The organism is Streptomyces sp. NPDC053750 (assembly GCF_044544295.1).
GTDB lineage: Bacteria > Actinomycetota > Actinomycetes > Streptomycetales > Streptomycetaceae > Streptomyces.
On sequence record NZ_JBITXB010000001.1, the window covers coordinates 82,697 to 100,431 of the forward strand.

Genomic DNA, 17,735 nt, shown 5'->3' on the forward strand with positions numbered 1-17,735 from the left:
TGACGGCTGCCCAGCACGTCAGAAGGGGGCCCGGTGGCCGCACAGGCGCAACAGGATTCAGCGGTCGACTCGGCGCAGGACGCGCACGACGCCGTACGGCAGGACTCCGCACGGGAGGACTCCGTACGGGACCGAGAGATCAGCGTGGAACAGGCACACCTGGACCGGGTGTACCGCCGCCTCGAGGAGAAGATCCACGAGGCGGAGTTCCTCATGCACGACGCCGCACAGCGCGGCCACGTCGGCACGCCCGGCGCCCTGGCCGAGCGCGACGCGCAGGTCTTCCGGGCCGGCATCCACCTCAGCCGCCTGAACAACGAGTTCGAGGACTTCCTCTTCGGCCGGATCGACCTGCTGCTCGGCAAGGACGGCAAGAAGGGCCCGGACGGCGCGTACACGGCGGTCGAGCCCGCCGAGGGCGCCCTGCGGCCCGACCACACCGCCGACATCGCCGAGACCCTGCACATCGGCCGCATCGGCGTCCTGGACGAGGACTACGCCCCGCTGGTCATCGACTGGCGGGCCCCCGCCGCGGCCCCCTTCTACCGGTCCACGCCGGTCGACCCGGGCCGGGTCGTGCGGCGCCGGGTGATCCGCTCCAAGGGGCGGCGCGTCCTCGGCGTCGAGGACGACCTCATGCGGCCCGAGATCAAGGCGCGGCTGAACGGCGACGACCTGGCCGTCGTCGGCGACGGCGCCCTGATGGCGGCCCTCGGCCAGGCCCGTACCCACTCCATGCGGGACATCGTGGCCTCCATCCAGGCCGAGCAGGACCTGGTGATCCGCGCCCCCGCCGCCTCCGTGACGTACGTCGAGGGCGGCCCCGGCACCGGCAAGACCGCGGTCGCCCTCCACCGGGCGGCGTACCTGCTCTACCAGGACCGGCGCCGGTACGCGGGCGGCATCCTCATCGTCTCGCCGACCCCGCTGCTGGTGGCGTACACCGAGGGCGTGCTGCCCTCCCTCGGCGAGGAGGGCCAGGTCGCCATCCGCGCCATCGGCTCGCTGGTCGACGGCGCCGAGGCCACGCTGTACGACTCCCCGTCCACCGCCCGCGCCAAGGGCTCCTCCCGCATGCTCAAGGTGCTGCGCAAGGCCGCGCGCGGGGCCCTGGAGCCGCAGGACTCGCCGACGCTGCTGCGGGTCGTCGCCTTCGGCCGCCGCCTCGAACTGGAGGGCCAGGAGCTGGCGGCCGTCCGGCGCAACGCCCTCGGAGGCACGGCGCCGGTGAACCTGCTGCGCCCGCGTGCCCGCAGGCTGCTCCTGGACGCCCTGTGGGCCAAGTCCGGCGCCGGCACCCGCCACTCCGACCCCGAGCTGGCCGCCGAGCTGCGGGCCTCCTTCGACGAGGACGTCAGCTCCGAGGACTCCTTCACCGGCTTCCTCGACGCCTGGTGGCCGGAGCTCACCCCGGGCGCCGTGCTGGCGGCCATGGCGGACGAGCGGCGTCTGGGCCGCTGGGCCCGGCGCATCCTCAACCCCGGCGAGGTCCGCAAGGTGGCCCGTTCGCTGCGGCGCGAGGGGCACTCCGTGCACGACATCGCCCTGCTCGACGAGCTCCAGGCGATCGTCGGCACCCCGGCCCGCCCCCGCAAGCGGCGTGAGCTGGACCCGCTGGACCAGCTCACCGGCCTCGAGGAGCTGATGCCGCAGCGCGAGGAGACCCAGCGGGAGCGCGCCGAGCGCCTCGCCCAGGAGCGCACCGAGTACGCCCACGTCATCGTCGACGAGGCCCAGGACCTCACCCCCATGCAGTGGCGGATGGTCGGTCGCCGCGGCCGGCACACCACCTGGACCGTCGTCGGCGACCCGGCCCAGTCCTCCTGGTCCGACCCCGACGAGGCGGCCGAGGCCCGCGACGAGGCCCTGGGCACCCGCCCGCGCCGCCGTTTCGAGCTGACCGTGAACTACCGCAACCCGGCCGAGATCGCCGACCTGGCGGCCAAGGTCCTCGCCCTCGCCATGCCGGGCTCCGCCTCCCCGAGGGCCGTCCGCTCGACGGGAGTGGAGCCGCGCTTCGCGGTGCTACGGGACTCCCTCGCCGAGACGGTCCGGGCGGAGGCGGCCCGGCTGCTGGAGCTGGTCGACGGCACCGTCGGCGTCGTCGTCGCCATGAACCGCCGCGAGGAGGCCCGGCGCTGGCTGACCGGGCTCGGTGACCGGGTGGTGGCGCTCGGCAGCCTGGAGGCCAAGGGTCTGGAGTACGACGCCACGGTCGTCGTCTCGCCCGCCGAGATCGCCGACGAGTCGCCCGCCGGGCTGCGGGTGCTGTACGTCGCCCTGACCCGGGCGACCCAGCAGCTGACGGTCGTCTCGTGCGAGCGGGACGAGCCGGACGCCGCGGGGGTGCCGGACCTGCTCCGCGACTGAGGCACCAAAGGCGCCGGACCGGGGCGCCCGCATGTGCGAGAGGCCCGCGCCGTGGGACGGCGCGGGCCTCTCGTATGCGTTTAGGTGGCACCGACCCGCCATGCTCGCCTCGCGGCAAGTGGTCGCTCGTAGCGACGATGGTTGGGCCCGGGGGCTTGGATCGAGCCGGTGCCACGTCCACGGTAACAAACGATTCCCGCAAGACAATTCCCGTACCCGGGGTTCGTTTCCGGGCCGGCGCGCCCCTTCCGTCGGCGCGCTACTTCTCGTATGGTGGAAGTCGTTTTCCGAAAATGCCATTCCTTCGGTTGGACGGCACGCGAACAAAAGGTTCGCAATCCGGGGCGGCTACCACGTACTCGGTGGTAGGTGCGACGATCGGACGGCACAACACAGCTACACGGTGAAAGCAGAGGAAGTCGGCCATGGCAACGGCGCCCAGCGTCTCCTACTCGATGACGGTCCGACTGGAGGTGCCCGCGGGCGGAACCGCCGTCTCGCAGCTCACCACCGCGGTGGAGTCCGCCGGAGGCTCCGTCACGGGCCTCGACGTCACGGCTTCCGGCCACGACAAGCTCCGGATCGACGTCACCATCGCGGCCGGCTCGACCTCGCACGCCGACGAGATCGTCGAGAAGCTGCGCGGCATCGAGGGCGTGAGCCTGGGCAAGGTCTCCGACCGAACCTTCCTCATGCACCTCGGTGGCAAGATCGAGATGGCGTCGAAGCACCCCATCCGCAACCGTGACGACCTGTCCATGGTCTACACGCCCGGCGTGGCCCGCGTCTGCATGGCGATCGCCGAGAACCCCGAGGACGCCCGCCGCCTGACCATCAAGCGCAATTCCGTTGCGGTCGTGACGGACGGCTCCGCGGTGCTGGGCCTCGGCAACATCGGCCCGAAGGCCGCGCTGCCGGTGATGGAGGGCAAGGCGGCCCTGTTCAAGCGGTTCGCCGGCATCGATGCCTGGCCGATCTGCCTGGACACCCAGGACACCGACGCGATCGTCGAGATCGTCAAGGCCATCGCCCCGGGCTTCGCCGGCATCAACCTCGAGGACATCTCCGCGCCCCGCTGCTTCGAGATCGAGGCCCGGCTGCGCGAGGCCCTCGACATCCCCGTCTTCCACGACGACCAGCACGGCACGGCCATCGTCGTCCTCGCCGCCCTGACCAACGCCCTGCGCGTGGTGGACAAGCCGATCGAGAACGTACGGGTCGTCATGTCCGGGGCCGGCGCCGCCGGTACGGCCATCCTCAAGCTGCTGCTGGCCGCGGGCGTGAAGAACGCCGTCGTCGCCGACATCCACGGCGTCGTCCACTCCGGCCGCGCCGACCTGGTCGACGCCGCGCCCGAGTCGGCGCTGCGCTGGATCGCCGACAACACCAACCCCGAGGGCCTCACCGGCACCCTCAAGGAGGCCGTGCACGGCGCGGACGTCTTCATCGGCGTCTCGGCCCCCAACGTCCTGGACGGGGACGACGTGGCGGCCATGGCGGACGGCGCGATCGTGTTCGCGCTCGCGAACCCGGACCCCGAGGTGGACCCGGCCGTCGCCCGCGAGACCGCGGCGGTCGTCGCCACCGGCCGCTCCGACTTCCCGAACCAGATCAACAACGTCCTGGTCTTCCCGGGCGTGTTCCGCGGTCTGCTGGACGCGCAGTCCCGCACGGTCAACACCGAGATGATGCTGGCCGCCGCGCAGGCCCTCGCGGACGTGGTGACCGAGGACGAGATCAACCCGAACTACATCATCCCCAGCGTCTTCAACGACAAGGTCGCCGGCGCCGTCGCGGGCGCCGTACGGGAAGCGGCGAAGTCCGCCGCGGCGGCGTCCTAGGACAGGCCGCCCCGGGCTCCGGGGCGGAACACGGCGTCCGTGGCGGTCCGTGGAGCGGTTGTGAGGATCGCCACGGCGGGCCGCCGTACCGGCGCGTCGCGGGAAGGCGGGCCTTGCATCGCCCTCTAGGGTGGCGCAAGGCTCAGGCCCTCTCCTTCGTGTGACTCCCAAGGGTGTTCTCACGACTCCTGGGGGTGCCGGATTGGCTTTACCGCCGCAGGTGGAGGCAGGATGCCTCCCTGGGCGCGAGGGTCTGACGACCGACCCGGGTCCGGGGAGTGTCCGAGGCCCCTGGCAGCATCGGCATCGCTGTGCCCATCATGCGGCTCCGCCGCGTGGCACGCCTCAACGGCAAGAAGAACACGGGAGTAACAACATGAACCGCAGTGAGCTGGTGGCCGCGCTGGCCGACCGCGCCGAGGTGACCCGCAAGGACGCCGACGCCGTGCTGGCCGCGTTCGCCGACGTCGTCGGCGACATCGTCTCCAAGGGCGACGAGAAGGTCACCATCCCCGGCTTCCTGACCTTCGAGCGCACCCACCGTGCCGCTCGCACCGCCCGCAACCCGCAGACCGGCGAGCCGATCCAGATCCCGGCCGGCTACAGCGTCAAGGTCTCCGCGGGCTCCAAGCTCAAGGAAGCCGCCAAGGGCAAGTAAGCGCTCCGCTTCGAGCGCCGGGTGACTGCGGGCCGTCGTGCGGCCTGCAGGTCACTTGTGGCTGGTCGCGCCCGCGCGGCGGAGCCGCAAGTCGATACAGCCCCGCGCCCCCTTGGGGGGCGCTTCTCCACACGCCGATGGGGCGGTCACCCGAGTCCGGGTGACCGCCCCATCGGCGTATCTGTGGAGGGGTGCTAGCCCAGCGCCTTGCCCGGCAGTTCGACCTTCGCGCCGAGTTCCACGAGCTTCTCCATGAAGTTCTCGTAGCCCCGGTTGATCAGGTCGATGCCGTGGACCCGGGACGTGCCCTGGGCGGCGAGGGCCGCGATGAGGTAGGAGAAGCCGCCGCGCAGGTCGGGGATGACCAGGTCGGCGCCCTCCAGCTTGGTCGGGCCGGAGACCACGGCCGAGTGCAGGAAGTTGCGCTGGCCGAAGCGGCAGTGCGAGCCGCCGAGGCACTCGCGGTAGAGCTGTATGTGGGCGCCCATCTGGTTGAGCGCGGAGGTGAAGCCGAGACGGGACTCGTAGACCGTCTCGTGGACGATGGACAGGCCCGTGGCCTGCGTCAGGGCGACCACCAGGGGCTGCTGCCAGTCCGTCTGGAAGCCGGGGTGCACGTCCGTCTCCAGGGCGATGGACTTCAGCTGCCCGCCCGGGTGCCAGAAGCGGATGCCCTCGTCGTCGATCTCGAAGGCGCCGCCCACCTTCCGGAAGGTGTTCAGGAACGTCATCATCGAGCGCTGCTGGGCGCCGCGCACGTAGACGTTGCCCTCGGTCGCCAGCGCCGCGGACGCCCAGGAGGCGGCCTCCAGGCGGTCCGAGAGGGCGCGGTGGGTGTAGCCGCCGAGCTCCTCCACGCCGGTGATGCGGATGGTGCGGTCGGTGTCCATCGCGATGATCGCGCCCATTTTCTGCAGGACGCAGATCAGGTCCTCGATCTCCGGCTCCACGGCCGCGTTGGACAGCTCCGTGACGCCCTCGGCGAGCACGGCCGTCAGCAGCACCTGCTCGGTCGCGCCGACGGACGGGTACGGCAGCCGGATCTTCGTGCCGCGCAGCCGCTGCGGGGCCTCCAGGTACTGGCCGTCCGCCCGCTTCTCGATCTTCGCGCCGAACTGCCGCAGCACGTCGAAGTGGAAGTCGATCGGCCGGCCGCCGATGTCGCAGCCGCCGAGGCCGGGGATGAAGGCGTGCCCGAGGCGGTGCAGCAGGGGACCGCAGAACAGGATGGGGATGCGCGACGAGCCCGCGTGGGCATCGATGTCGGCGACGTTCGCGCTCTCCACGTGGGTCGGGTCGAGCACCAGCTCGCCGGGCTCCTCGCCCGGACGGACCGTCACCCCGTGCAGCTGCAGCAGTCCGCGTACGACGCGCACGTCGCGGATGTCCGGCACGTTGCGCAGCCGGCTCGGAGCACTGCCCAGCAGGGCCGCGACCATGGCCTTCGGCACGAGGTTCTTCGCACCGCGGACCCGGAGCTCGCCCTCCAGCGGGGTTCCGCCGTGGACAAGCAGTACGTCATCAGCGCCGTTGACGGTCATGAATCTCGCGTTCCGTGGGGTTGGGCAGGGGCCAGGAGGGAAAGGGTAGTCGCCTTGTACCCCCCTTCCGTAAGCCCGTGCACGATCGAGCCAACCTCATGGATTCGTCACATCACGAGGCGTTCCCCGGCGCGTACGGGGGGTCACGGCGGTGGGGCGTGCGCGGGGTGCGTGTTCACCCTCGTGCCCCCGATTGCCTCCCCACGGGAGGGGAACATGCGGGATCATGTCTGGCATGACCGAGGTGTCCTCGCTCACAGGGCGGCTGCTCGTGGCAACGCCCGCCCTGGCGGACCCGAACTTCGAGCGTGCGGTGGTGCTCCTTCTCGACCACGACGAGGAGGGCTCCCTCGGTGTCGTCCTCAACCGTCCCACGCCGGTCGACGTGGGCGACATCCTGGAGGACTGGGCGGACCTGGCCGGCGAACCCGGCGTCGTCTTCCAGGGTGGTCCCGTGTCGCTGGACTCGGCCCTGGGCGTCGCCGTCGTCCCCGGCGGGGCGGCCGGTGAGCGGGCTCCGCTGGGCTGGCGCCGGGTGCACGGCGCGATCGGCCTGGTGGACCTGGAGGCGCCGCCGGAGCTGCTGGCCCCCGCGGTGGGCGCCCTGCGGATCTTCGCCGGATACGCCGGATGGGGCCCGGGCCAGCTGGAGGACGAGCTGACGGAGGGCGCCTGGTACGTGGTCGAGTCGGAGCCCGGCGACGTGTCCTCGCCGTTCCCGGAGAGACTGTGGCGCGAGGTCCTGCGCCGCCAGCGCAACGAGCTGGCGATGGTGGCGACGTACCCGGACGACCCGTCGCTCAACTGAAGCGGGTGAGCTTCAGTACCCTTGGCGGTTATGAGCACTCTCGAGCCCGAGCGCGGGACTGGTACGGGGACCCTCGTAGAGCCGACGCCACAGGTGTCCCACGGCGACGGCGACCACGAGCGCTTCGCCCATTACGTCCAGAAGGACAAGATCATGGCGAGCGCCCTCGACGGCACCCCCGTCGTGGCGCTGTGCGGCAAGGTCTGGGTACCGGGCCGTGACCCGAAGAAGTACCCGGTCTGCCCCATGTGCAAGGAGATCTACGAGTCCATGAGCGGCGGCGGGGACGAGGGCAAGGACGGCGGCAAGAAGTAGCCGCCCCGCCCGCTCAGACCTCCCGAAGGCCCCCGGAGTGTGCCCGCGCGCACTCCGGGGGCCTTCGTGTTGTCACGAAGTGGTTGAGACCTCTTGTGGACATGTTCATGTACTCCATAACCTCCTGGGTGTTGTGCAGAGCGAAACCGTCATTGCATATGTTGCAACGCACGTCCGGAGGATCTCTCCATGAAGCTCTCCCCCCGACTGGCCGTCTCCCTGGCCGTCCTCACCCTCGCCACCGCCGCCTGTGCCCCCCAGACGTCCGACAACTCCTCCTCCGGCAAGGACGAGAAGAGCGGCACCCTGCGGGTCTGGCTCTTCCAGGAGGTCAACAACAAGCCGAAGGAACGGGTCGTCGACGCGGTCCTCGCCGACTTCGAGAAGGCGCACGAGGGCACGGAGGTCAGCGTCGAGTACATACCCGTCGAGACCCGCGCCCAGCGCATCAAGGCCGCCTTCAACGACCCGAAGAGCGCCCCCGACGTCATCGAGTACGGCAACACCGACACCGCCGGCTACGTGAAGGACGGCGGACTCGAGGACGTCACCCAGGACTTCGGGGCCTGGGACGAGGCCAAGGACACCGACTCCACCGCCCGGCAGTCGGTCACCGTGGACGGCAAGGTCTACGGCGCGCCCTACTTCGTCGGCGTCCGCGCCCTGTACTACCGGACCGACGTCTTCGAGGAACTGGGCCTGAAGGCACCCAAGTCGATGGACGAGCTGGCGGCCACCGCGAAGCAGGTCCGGGCCGCGAAGCCCGACCTCTACGGCATCGCCGTCGGCGGCGCCTACACCTACGGCGCCATGCCGTTCATCTGGGCGGCCGGCGGCGAACTCGCCACCGGCAAGGGCGGTTCGTACGCCTCGGCGATCGACAGCGCCGCCGCGCAGAAGGGCATCAAGGCGTACACGTCCCTCTTCGGCGACGACAACTGCCCCGCCGCCAAGTGCGCGGGCATGGGCGGCAACGACACCGTCACCGCCTTCGCCTCGGGCAAGGCGGCCATGGCGATCGGCGGCGACTTCAGCCACCAGGCCGTGGAGGCCGGCCAGGTGAAGGGCAAGTACGCGGTCGTGCCGCTGCCGGGCGTGGAACCCGGCTCGACAGCACCGGCCTTCGCGGGCGGCAACAACATCGGCGTGCTGAAGAGCACGTCGCACCGCACGCTCGCCGTCGACCTGATGAAGCGGCTGGCGTCGAAGGAGGCGCAGGGCGAGCTGTTCGACGCGATGGGCTTCCTGCCGACCTTCACGGACGTGCGGCAGCAGGTCGCCGCGAAGGAGCCGTTCGTGAAGCCGTTCGTCGACACGCTCGCCGCGGGGACGAAGTTCGTGCCGGCCTCGCCGGCGTGGGCGACGATCGACTCGTCGCTGGTGCTGCCGACGATGTTCCAGGAGGTGGTGAGCGGCAAGAAGGGCGTCAGTGCTGCCGCTGGGGATGCGGCTCGGAAGATGGACGAGGCGTTTGGCTCCGCCGGATGAGTGTGTCGCCTTCCAGCTCGGGGGGTGCGGTGCGTGGGCGGGTGACGGTGAGTCGTGGCTTGTCGCGCAGTTCCCCGCGCCCCTATCGGGGCGTTGCCGGCACCCCCTGGATCTATCTCGCGCCTGCTCTCGTTGTCCTCGGTGGGCTGCTCGTCTACCCCGTGTACCAGCTCGGGCTGATCTCCTTTCTGGAGTACACGCAGGCGCAAGTCAGTGGTGGCGAACCGACCACCTTCCAGGGGTTCGGGAACTATGCCGAGCTCTTCGGGGACAGTGAGTTCTGGCGGGTGCTGTTCGCCACTGTCGTGTTCGCTGCCGCCTGTGTCGTGTCCACGTTGGCCGTCGGGTGTGCGCTCGCCGTGTTGCTCACCCGGGTGCGGGCCGTGCCGCGGCTTGCGTTGATGCTGGCCGCGCTCGGTGCCTGGGCCACCCCTGCGGTCACCGGGTCGACGGTCTGGCTGCTGCTGTTCGACCCGGACTTCGGGCCGGTCAACCGGATGCTGGGCCTCGGCGACCACTCCTGGACGTACGGGCGGTACAGCGCGTTCGCCCTCGTCCTGCTCGAAGTGGTCTGGTGCTCCTTCCCGTTCGTCATGGTGACCGTCTACGCCGGTATCCGCGCCGTGCCGGGCGAGGTGCTGGAGGCCGCCGCGCTCGACGGCGCCTCGCAGTGGCGGATCTGGCGGTCGGTGCTGGCGCCCATGCTGCGGCCCATCCTGGTCGTCGTCACCATCCAGTCGGTCATCTGGGACTTCAAGGTCTTCACCCAGATCTACGTCATGACGGGCGGCGGCGGCATCGCCGGCCAGAACCTCGTCCTCAACGTCTACGCCTACCAGAAGGCGTTTGCGTCCTCGCAGTACAGCCTCGGCTCCGCGATCGGCGTCGTGATGCTGCTGATCCTGCTCGCCGTGACGCTGGTCTACCTGCGGCTGCTGCGCCGCCAGGGGGAGGAACTGTGAATCTTCCGCTGCGTCTTCCGCGCGCGCGGGTGCGCCGTCCGTGGCGGCTCGCGGCCGAGGCCTCGGCGCTGGTGATCGCGGTCGTGGTGGCCTTCCCGCTGTACTGGATGGTGCTGAGCGCCTTCAAACCGGCCGGGGAGATCGAGTCGACCGAGCCGCGACCCTGGACCCTGGCGCCCTCGCTGGACTCGTTCCGGCGGGTCTTCGGGCAGCAGGAATTCGGCCGGTATTTCGTCAACAGCCTGGTCGTGGCGGGCACCGTCGTGATCGCCTCGGCGCTGATCGCGTTCCTCGCGGCGACCGCGGTGACGCGATTCCGGTTCCGATTCCGGACCACCCTGCTGATCATGTTCCTGGTGGCCCAGATGGTGCCCGTGGAGGCGCTCACGATCCCGCTGTTCTTCCTCATGCGGGACTTCGGCCAGCTGAACACGCTGGGCTCGCTGATCCTGCCCCACATCGCCTTCTCGCTGCCGTTCGCGATCTGGATGCTGCGGGGCTTTGTGAAAGCCGTGCCGGAGGCCCTGGAGGAGGCCGCCTACATCGACGGGGCGAGCCGGGCGCGCTTTCTGTGGCAGATCCTTTTCCCGCTGGTCTTCCCGGGGCTGGTGGCCACCAGCGTCTTCTCCTTCATCTCGACCTGGAACGACTTCCTCTTCGCCAAGTCGTTCATCATCAGCGACACTTCCCAGTCGACGCTGCCCATGGCGCTGCTGGTCTTCTACAAACCGGACGATCCCGACTGGGGCGGCGTGATGGCCGCGTCCACGGTGATGACGATTCCGGTGCTGGTCTTCTTCGTACTCGTGCAACGACGACTCGTCTCCGGCCTCGGCGGAGCGGTGAAGGACTGACATGACGGACGTGACCGATGTGATTCCTCAGCCGCAGCGGGCGACGGCCCACGAGGACGGTTTCCTCGAGCTGGGCCCGGACACCAAGGTGGTGGCGGGCGCGGGCACGGAGGGCACCGAACGCTGGCTGCGCGCCACGCTGGGCGCGGCGACCGGCCTCGCCCTCGCGCCCGGGGCGGGGGGCGACGACGTCATCCGTCTGTCCCTCGACGGTGCACTGGGCGCGGAGGGCTACCGCCTCGACGTCACCCCGACCGGAGTGCACCTCGCGGGCGGCGGTCCGGCCGGTCTGTTCTGGGGCGCTCAGACGCTGCGGCAACTGCTCGGGCCGGAGGCCTTCCGGCGCGCGCCGCTGCCCGGTACCCGGTGGCGGCTGCCGCTCGGCCGGGTGCAGGACGCGCCCCGCTTCCGCTGGCGCGGTCTGATGCTGGACGTCGCCCGGCACTTCATGCCCAAGGAAGGCGTCCTGCGCTACCTGGACCTGATGGCGGCCCACAAACTCAACGTCCTGCACTTCCATCTGACTGACGACCAGGGCTGGCGCGTCGAGATCAAACGGCATCCGAAGCTCACCGAGACAGGCTCCTGGCGGGCCCGCACCAAATACGGCCACCGTGCCTCGCCGCTCTGGGAGGACAAACCCCACGGCGGTTACTACACCCAGGACGACATCCGGGAGATCGTCGCCTACGCCGCCGAGCGGCACATCACCGTCGTCCCCGAAATCGACGTACCCGGACACTCGCAGGCCGCGATCGCCGCGTATCCGGAACTCGGCAACACCGACGTCGTCGACACCGCCTCCCTCACCGTCTGGGACACCTGGGGCGTCTCCGAGAACGTACTCGCCCCGACCGACAACACCCTGCGCTTCTACGAGGGCGTGTTCGAGGAACTGCTCGGGCTTTTCCCCTCGGAGTTCATCCACATCGGCGGCGACGAATGCCCCAAGGAGCAGTGGCGGCGCTCGGCCACCGTGCAGGCGCGCATCAAGGAACTCGCACTCGCCGACGAGGACGAACTCCAGTCCTGGTTCGTCCAGCACTTCGACACCTGGCTCGCCGCACGCGGGCGCCGGCTCATCGGCTGGGACGAGATCCTGGAGGGCGGACTGGCCAAGGGTGCGGCCGTGTCCTCCTGGCGCGGGTACGCGGGCGGGGTCGCCGCCGCGCGCGCGGGACACGACGTCGTCATGTGCCCCGAGCAGCAGGTGTACCTGGACCACCGGCAGCACGGGGGCGAGGACGAACCCGTGCCGATCGGCTTCGTGCGCACCCTGGAGGACGTCTACCGGTTCGAGCCGGTTCCGGCGGAGTTGACGCCGGAGGAGTCCGCACACGTGCTCGGCACCCAGGCGAACGTGTGGACCGAGGTGATGGAGAACCAGGCGCGCGTGGACTACCAGACGTTCCCGAGGCTCGCCGCCTTCGCCGAGGTCGCCTGGAGCGCCCTGCCCGCCCCGGCCGAGCGGGACTTCGCCGGTTTCGAGCGGCGGATGGCCGCCCACTACCGGCGGCTCGACGCCCTGGGCGTCGCCTACCGCCCGCCCGGCGGCCCCCTGCCCTGGCAGCAACGGCCCGGCGTGCTCGGCCGGCCGATCGACGGCCCGCCGCCGAACAAGTAACGCCGCCGAACAAGTACCGGGCAAGGAACGCCTTCGAACGAGTAAGGAGTACGCCCCGAAACGCCACTGAAGCGTGGCAACTCGCGTGCATCACGCCTACCACCGGTCATCGGATATCCCGTGCGAAAACGGCCCATGTCACCGGTGAGGTGGGTGAATGCCTCCTAGCGGACCCCCGCGTTCGGGTGCTGCGAAGATGTGCCAGAGTTGCCACGTCCGCCCTGTCAGGCCGTACGGTACGGCCACACGGGCGGGACCAGGTGGGACAGCGGGAAGGGGCAGTCGGGTTGACCACGCACGCACCGCAGGCGGGGCAGGCCGTCACGCTGCCCACGACACTGGACGAGGCGGTGGCGGCACTCGCCGCCATGCCCGCCGCCGTGCCGGTCGCGGGCGGCACCGACCTGATGGCCGCCGTCAACTCCGGGCAGCTCAGGCCGGCCGCGCTGGTCGGTCTCGGCCGGATCAGCGAGATCCGCGGCTGGCAGTACCAGGACGGCCACGCGCTGCTCGGCGCCGGACTCACACACGCCCGCATGGGCCGCCCCGACTTCGCCGCCCTCATCCCGGCGCTCGCCGCCGCCGCGCGTGCCGCCGGGCCGCCGCAGATCCGCAACGCGGGCACCCTGGGCGGCAACATCGCCTCGGCCGCCCCCACCGGGGACGCGCTGCCGGTGCTGGCCGCCCTGGAGGCGACGCTGATCATCGCGGGCCCGGACGGGGCCCGCCGGGAGGTGCCGGTCTCGCACCTGCTGGCCGGCATGGAGATGCTCCGCGCGGGCGAGCTCATCGGCTACGTGCGCGTGCCGCTGCTCCACGCGCCCCAGGTCTTCCTGAAAGCGACCGGCCGGACCGGCCCCGGCCGCGCGACGGCCTCCGTGGCGCTGGTCCTCGACCCCGCCCGGCGCGGTGTGCGGTGCGCCGTCGGTGCCATCGCGCCGATGCCGCTGCGGCCCCTGGAGGCCGAGGAGTGGGTCGCCCGGCTCATCGACTGGGACAACGGCCGCGCGATCGTCCCGGAGGCCCTGCACGCCTTCGGCGAGTACGTCGCCGCCGCCTGCATCCCCGAGGAGGCCCCGGCCGAGGACGGTTCCGTACCGCAACTCCCGCCGGCCGTACTGCACCTGCGGCGCACCGTCGCCGCGCTGGCCCGACGAGCACTGGGGAGGGCGCTGTCGTGACCGACGACCAGCACGGCGACCAGCAAGGAGAGGGCACGCCCCCGAGCGGCGGCCGCTGGGACCCGTTGCCCCAGGGCGACTACGACGACGGCGCCACCGCCTTCGTCAAGCTGCCCGAGGGCGGAGTGGACGCGCTGTTCGCCTCCGCGGACAGCCCGCTCGCCGCGCCCGGACACGGCTACGTGCCGCCGCAGATCACCGTCGCGCCCGCCACCGGCACCGACCCGGCGGCCACCGGCACCTGGGCGATGCCGTCCGCACCCGTCGACGGAACCCAGTGGCACGTTCCGGAGACGGGCCAGGAGCAGGCCGCCCACCAGGGGTACGCCGCGTACCCGCAGCAGGACACCTTCGGCGGGGCGGCGCCGTACGACGCGCACGCCGGCCAGGGCGATCCCGCGCAGGACGACCGGTTCACCTACCGGCCCGGCGCCACTGGACAGTGGGACTTCTCCGAGGCAGCCGCAGGCGCGGAGGACGCGGGCCGCGCGCCCGGCCAGGACGTCACCGGGCAGTGGTCCATCCCCGTCGCCGACGGTGATCTGCCCGACGAGTCGGGCGAGTTCACCACGTCGTCGCTGGCCGAGCAGTGGGGCGGTACCGCACCGGCCACCCTGCCGGGCGGCGCCCCCGCCCCCTGGGCGACCCAGTCGGCCGGACAGCCGTGGGGCGACCGCGAGGCGGAGTCCGTCCCGGGCGTCGGACCGAATGCCGTACCGGACGCCGGTCCGTACCCGGAGGCGCCCGCGGAACCCGCCGAACCCGCCGTGGAGGCCGGGTCCGCCGCGCCGACGGCCGAGGGCGCGGTGACCGGCGAGCTCCAGGGGGCCGAGGAGGCCCCTGAGGGCCCCGCAGAGGCTCCGGCGGACGCCGCCGAGGACGTGGAGGCGGAAGCCGCCCCCCAGGCCCCGGAGGAGCCCCTGGCGGGCCCCGCACCGGTCGTCGAGGAGGAGCCCGGACCGCAGGACCCGGAGCCGGACGCCGAGCCCCGGACCGACCTCGAAGCAGTTCCCGAGGCGGCCCCCGGGACAGCCCCCGAGACCGACGCCGCCGCCCCGGCCGCCGACGCGCAGGAGCAACCCCCCGCCGGCCCCCACGAGGAGCACCCCCTCGCCTCGTACGTGCTGCGCGTCAACGGCACCGACCGGCCCGTCACCGACGCCTGGATCGGCGAGTCGCTGCTCTACGTGCTGCGCGAACGGCTCGGCCTCGCGGGCGCCAAGGACGGCTGCTCGCAGGGCGAGTGCGGCGCCTGCAACGTGCAGGTCGACGGACGCCTGGTTGCCTCCTGCCTGGTCCCGGCCGTGACCAGTGCCGGCAGCGAGGTGCGTACGGTCGAGGGCCTGGCCGCCGACGGGCAGCCGTCGGACGTGCAGCGGGCGCTCGCCCGGCGCGGCGCGGTCCAGTGCGGCTTCTGCGTCCCCGGCATGGCGATGACCGTGCACAACCTGCTGGAGGGCAACCCGGCGCCGACCGAGCTGGAGGCGCGGCAGGCCCTGTGCGGCAACCTCTGCCGCTGCTCCGGCTACCGGGGCGTCCTGGAGGCGGTCCAGGAGGTCGTCGCCGAGCGCGAGGCGCACGCCGCCACCGACACGCCCGAGGCGGACGCCGACGAGCTCCGTATCCCGCACCAGGCGGGCCCGGGCGCGGGCGGCGTCAACCCGTCGGCGTTCGAGACCCCCTTCGAGTCCCCGGGGCCGCCCGACCGGCCCTATGGTGACCAGCCACACGGCGACCAGCCCCACGGCCAGGACGGAGGCCACGCGTGAGCAACGACGCCGCGACTGCGGAGGCCGCGGGCACCGTCGAGGCGCCCCCGGTTCCCGAGCCGGTCCCGCACGGCCTCGGCGCGTCCCTGCCGCCCGCCGACGCCCGCGCCAAGACGGAGGGCACCTTCCCGTACGCCGCCGACCTGTGGGCCGAGGGCCTGCTGTGGGCGGCCGTCCTGCGCTCACCGCACCCGCACGCGCGCATCGTGTCCATCGACACCACCCACGCGCGTGGGATGCCCGGCGTCCACGCGGTCGTCACCCACGAGGACGTACCCGGCGCGCCCCTGCACGGACGCGGCCGGGCCGACCGTCCCGTCTTCGCCTCCGAGGTCGTACGCCACCACGGCGAGCCCATCGCCGCCGTCGCCGCCGACCATCCGGACACCGCGCGGATGGCCGCCGCCGCCGTCATCGTCGAGTACGAGGTGCTCGACCCGGTGACCGACCCCGAGCAGGCCTTCGAGGCCGAGCCGCTGCACCCCGACGGCAACCTGATCCGGCACATCCCGCTGCGGCACGGCGACCCGGAGGCGGTCGGCGAGGTCGTCGTCGAGGGCCTGTACCGCATCGGCCGCCAGGACCCGGCGCCCATAGGGGCCGAGGCGGGCCTGGCCGTACCGCGTCCGGACGGCGGCGTGGAGCTGTACCTGGCCTCCACCGACCCGCACGGCGACCGCGACACGGCCGCGTCCTGCTACGGCCTGCCACCCGAACAGGTGAAGATCGTCGTCACCGGGGTGCCCGGCGCCACCGCCGACCGCGAGGACCAGGGCTTCCAGCTGCCACTCGGCCTGCTGGCGCTGAAGACCGGCTGCCCGGTGAAACTGACCGCCACGCGCGAGGAGTCCTTCCTCGGCCACGTCCACCGCCACCCCACCCTGCTGCGCTACCGCCACCACGCGGACACCGAGGGCCGGGTGGTGAAGGTCGAGGCGCAGATCCTGCTCGACGCGGGCGCCTACGCCGACACCTCCTCCGAGGCCCTGGCCGCCGCGGTGGCGTTCGCCTGCGGCCCGTACGTCGTCCCCAACGCCTTCATCGAGGGCTGGGCCGTGCGCACCAACAACCCGCCCTCCGGCCATGTGCGCGGCGAGGGCGCCATGCAGGTGTGCGCCGCGTACGAGGCGCAGATGGACAAGGTCGCCAAGAAGCTCGGCCTGGACCCGGCCGAGGTGCGGCTGCGCAACGTGATGGCCACCGGCGACGTGCTCCCCACCGGCCAGACGGTCACGTGCCCGGCACCGGTCGCCGAACTCCTCGAGGCGGTGCGCGACTTCCCGCTGCCCACGCTGCCCAAGGACACGCCCGAGGACGAGTGGCTGCTGCCCGGCGGCCCCGAGGGCGCGGGCGAACCGGGCGCGGTGCGCCGGGGCGTCGGCTACGGCATCGGCATGGTGCACATGCTCGGCGCCGAGGGCGCGGACGAGGTCTCCACGGCCACCGTGAAGGTCCAGGACGGCGTGGCGACGGTGCTGTGCGCGGCCGTCGAGACCGGCCAGGGCTTCACCACCCTCGCCCGGCAGATCGTGCAGGAGACGCTCGGCGTCGACGAGGTCCACGTGGCGCCCGTCGACACCGACCAGCCGCCGGCCGGCGCGGGCTGCCGGGGCCGCCACACCTGGGTGTCGGGCGGCGCGGTGGAACGGGCCGCCAAGATGGTCCGCACCCAGCTCCTCCAGCCCTTGGCGCACCAGTTCGGGATGTCGACCGAGCTGCTCCAGATCGCCGACGGCAAGATCACCTCGTACGACGGCGTGCTGTCGACCACGGTCACCGAGGCCCTGGACGGCAAGGAACTGTGGGCCACCGCCCAGTGCCGTCCGCACCCGACCGAGCCGCTGGACGAGGCGGGGCAGGGCGACGCGTTCGTCGGCATGGCCTTCTGCGCGATCCGCGCGGTGGTGGACGTCGACATCGAGATCGGCTCGGTACGGGTCGTGGAGCTGGCCGTCGCCCAGGACGTGGGCCGCGTACTGAACCCGGCGCAGCTCGCCGCCCGGATCGAGGCGGGCGTCACCCAGGGCGTGGGCATCGCGCTGACGGAGAACCTCCGCACCCCGCGCGGCCTGGTCCGCCACCCGGACCTGACCGGCTACGCCCTCCCGACGGCCCTCGACGCCCCCGACATCCGGATCGTCAAGCTCGTCGAGGAACGCGACGTGGTCGCCCCCTTCGGCGCGAAGGCGGTCAGCGCGGTGCCGGTGGTGGCCTCCCCGGCGGCCGTCGCCTCGGCCGTACGCGCGGCCACGGGACGCCCGGTGAACCGCCTCCCGATCCGCCCGCAGGCCGCGGTGGCGACCGGCAACTGAGCCGCCCGCGCG

The 17,735-nt window shown here is 72.1% G+C and carries 13 protein-coding genes; 12 read left to right on the plus strand and 1 reads right to left on the minus strand.

Translation table 11 applies throughout. The annotated features are described in order from the left end of the window. Positions 1–33: 33 nt before the first annotated feature. From ACIGO6_RS00310 to ACIGO6_RS00320, 3 genes are all read left to right on the plus strand, one after another. On the plus strand, positions 34–2,370 hold the full coding sequence (locus tag ACIGO6_RS00310) for a HelD family protein (RefSeq protein WP_399869483.1): 2,337 nt from the start codon (positions 34–36) through the stop codon (positions 2,368–2,370). Positions 2,371–2,795: 425 nt separating this feature from the next. Then, positions 2,796–4,211: an NAD-dependent malic enzyme gene (locus tag ACIGO6_RS00315; protein WP_399869485.1), complete on the plus strand. Its 1,416-nt coding sequence runs from the start codon at positions 2,796–2,798 to the stop codon at positions 4,209–4,211. 376 nt (positions 4,212–4,587) lie between these two features. Continuing rightward, positions 4,588–4,869: an HU family DNA-binding protein gene (locus ACIGO6_RS00320; RefSeq protein WP_003990598.1), complete on the plus strand. Its 282-nt coding sequence runs from the start codon at positions 4,588–4,590 to the stop codon at positions 4,867–4,869. Positions 4,870–5,063: 194 nt separating this feature from the next. Here ACIGO6_RS00320 and murA read toward each other — a convergent pair whose 3' ends face one another. Further along, the gene (murA, locus tag ACIGO6_RS00325; protein ID WP_399869486.1) at positions 5,064–6,410 is read right to left on the minus strand and encodes a UDP-N-acetylglucosamine 1-carboxyvinyltransferase; all 1,347 of its coding nucleotides are present in this window, start codon (positions 6,408–6,410) and stop codon (positions 5,064–5,066) included. Between the two features lie 235 nt (positions 6,411–6,645). Here murA and ACIGO6_RS00330 point away from each other — a divergent pair, with 235 nt between their 5' ends. From ACIGO6_RS00330 to ACIGO6_RS00370, 9 genes are all read left to right on the plus strand, one after another. Next, complete coding sequence (locus tag ACIGO6_RS00330; RefSeq protein WP_399869488.1) at positions 6,646–7,218, plus strand: YqgE/AlgH family protein; 573 nt, start codon at positions 6,646–6,648, stop codon at positions 7,216–7,218. 30 nt (positions 7,219–7,248) lie between these two features. Beyond that, on the plus strand, positions 7,249–7,533 hold the full coding sequence (locus tag ACIGO6_RS00335; protein ID WP_071528725.1) for a DUF3039 domain-containing protein: 285 nt from the start codon (positions 7,249–7,251) through the stop codon (positions 7,531–7,533). 189 nt (positions 7,534–7,722) lie between these two features. Then, entirely contained in the window at positions 7,723–9,021 is a 1,299-nt protein-coding gene (locus tag ACIGO6_RS00340) for an extracellular solute-binding protein (protein ID WP_399869491.1), read from the plus strand. Further along, a complete protein-coding gene (locus ACIGO6_RS00345) occupies positions 9,018–9,983 on the plus strand; it encodes a carbohydrate ABC transporter permease (RefSeq protein ID WP_399869493.1) in 966 nt (321 codons plus the stop codon). The genes ACIGO6_RS00340 and ACIGO6_RS00345 overlap by 4 nt, the downstream gene beginning before the upstream one ends. Then, the gene (locus ACIGO6_RS00350) at positions 9,980–10,837 is read left to right on the plus strand and encodes a carbohydrate ABC transporter permease (protein WP_399869495.1); all 858 of its coding nucleotides are present in this window, start codon (positions 9,980–9,982) and stop codon (positions 10,835–10,837) included. Before ACIGO6_RS00345 ends, ACIGO6_RS00350 begins: the two co-directional genes overlap by 4 nt. Before the next feature lies 1 nt (position 10,838). Continuing rightward, entirely contained in the window at positions 10,839–12,461 is a 1,623-nt protein-coding gene (locus ACIGO6_RS00355) for a beta-N-acetylhexosaminidase (protein WP_399869497.1), read from the plus strand. Between the two features lie 287 nt (positions 12,462–12,748). Next, a complete protein-coding gene (locus ACIGO6_RS00360; RefSeq protein WP_399869498.1) occupies positions 12,749–13,642 on the plus strand; it encodes an FAD binding domain-containing protein in 894 nt (297 codons plus the stop codon). Then, positions 13,639–15,411: a 2Fe-2S iron-sulfur cluster-binding protein gene (locus ACIGO6_RS00365; protein ID WP_399869500.1), complete on the plus strand. Its 1,773-nt coding sequence runs from the start codon at positions 13,639–13,641 to the stop codon at positions 15,409–15,411. The genes ACIGO6_RS00360 and ACIGO6_RS00365 overlap by 4 nt, the downstream gene beginning before the upstream one ends. Beyond that, positions 15,408–17,723 (plus strand): xanthine dehydrogenase family protein molybdopterin-binding subunit, encoded by a 2,316-nt coding sequence (locus ACIGO6_RS00370; RefSeq protein WP_399869502.1) that lies wholly within the window; start codon positions 15,408–15,410, stop codon positions 17,721–17,723. Before ACIGO6_RS00365 ends, ACIGO6_RS00370 begins: the two co-directional genes overlap by 4 nt. Positions 17,724–17,735: the final 12 nt, after the last annotated feature.

Excerpts from the sequence above, each read along its gene's own strand:
- ACIGO6_RS00315 (WP_399869485.1), top strand. The coding sequence starts at position 2,796 with ATGGCAACGGCGCCCAGCGTCTCCTACTCGATGACGGTCCGACTGGAG.
- ACIGO6_RS00340 (WP_399869491.1), top strand. The coding sequence starts at position 7,723 with ATGAAGCTCTCCCCCCGACTGGCCGTCTCCCTGGCCGTCCTCACCCTC.
- ACIGO6_RS00335 (WP_071528725.1), top strand. The coding sequence starts at position 7,249 with ATGAGCACTCTCGAGCCCGAGCGCGGGACTGGTACGGGGACCCTCGTA.
- ACIGO6_RS00320 (WP_003990598.1), top strand. The coding sequence starts at position 4,588 with ATGAACCGCAGTGAGCTGGTGGCCGCGCTGGCCGACCGCGCCGAGGTG.
- ACIGO6_RS00330 (WP_399869488.1), top strand. The coding sequence starts at position 6,646 with ATGACCGAGGTGTCCTCGCTCACAGGGCGGCTGCTCGTGGCAACGCCC.
- murA (WP_399869486.1), bottom strand. The coding sequence starts at position 6,410 with ATGACCGTCAACGGCGCTGATGACGTACTGCTTGTCCACGGCGGAACC.
- ACIGO6_RS00355 (WP_399869497.1), top strand. The coding sequence starts at position 10,839 with ATGACGGACGTGACCGATGTGATTCCTCAGCCGCAGCGGGCGACGGCC.
- ACIGO6_RS00345 (WP_399869493.1), top strand. The coding sequence starts at position 9,018 with ATGAGTGTGTCGCCTTCCAGCTCGGGGGGTGCGGTGCGTGGGCGGGTG.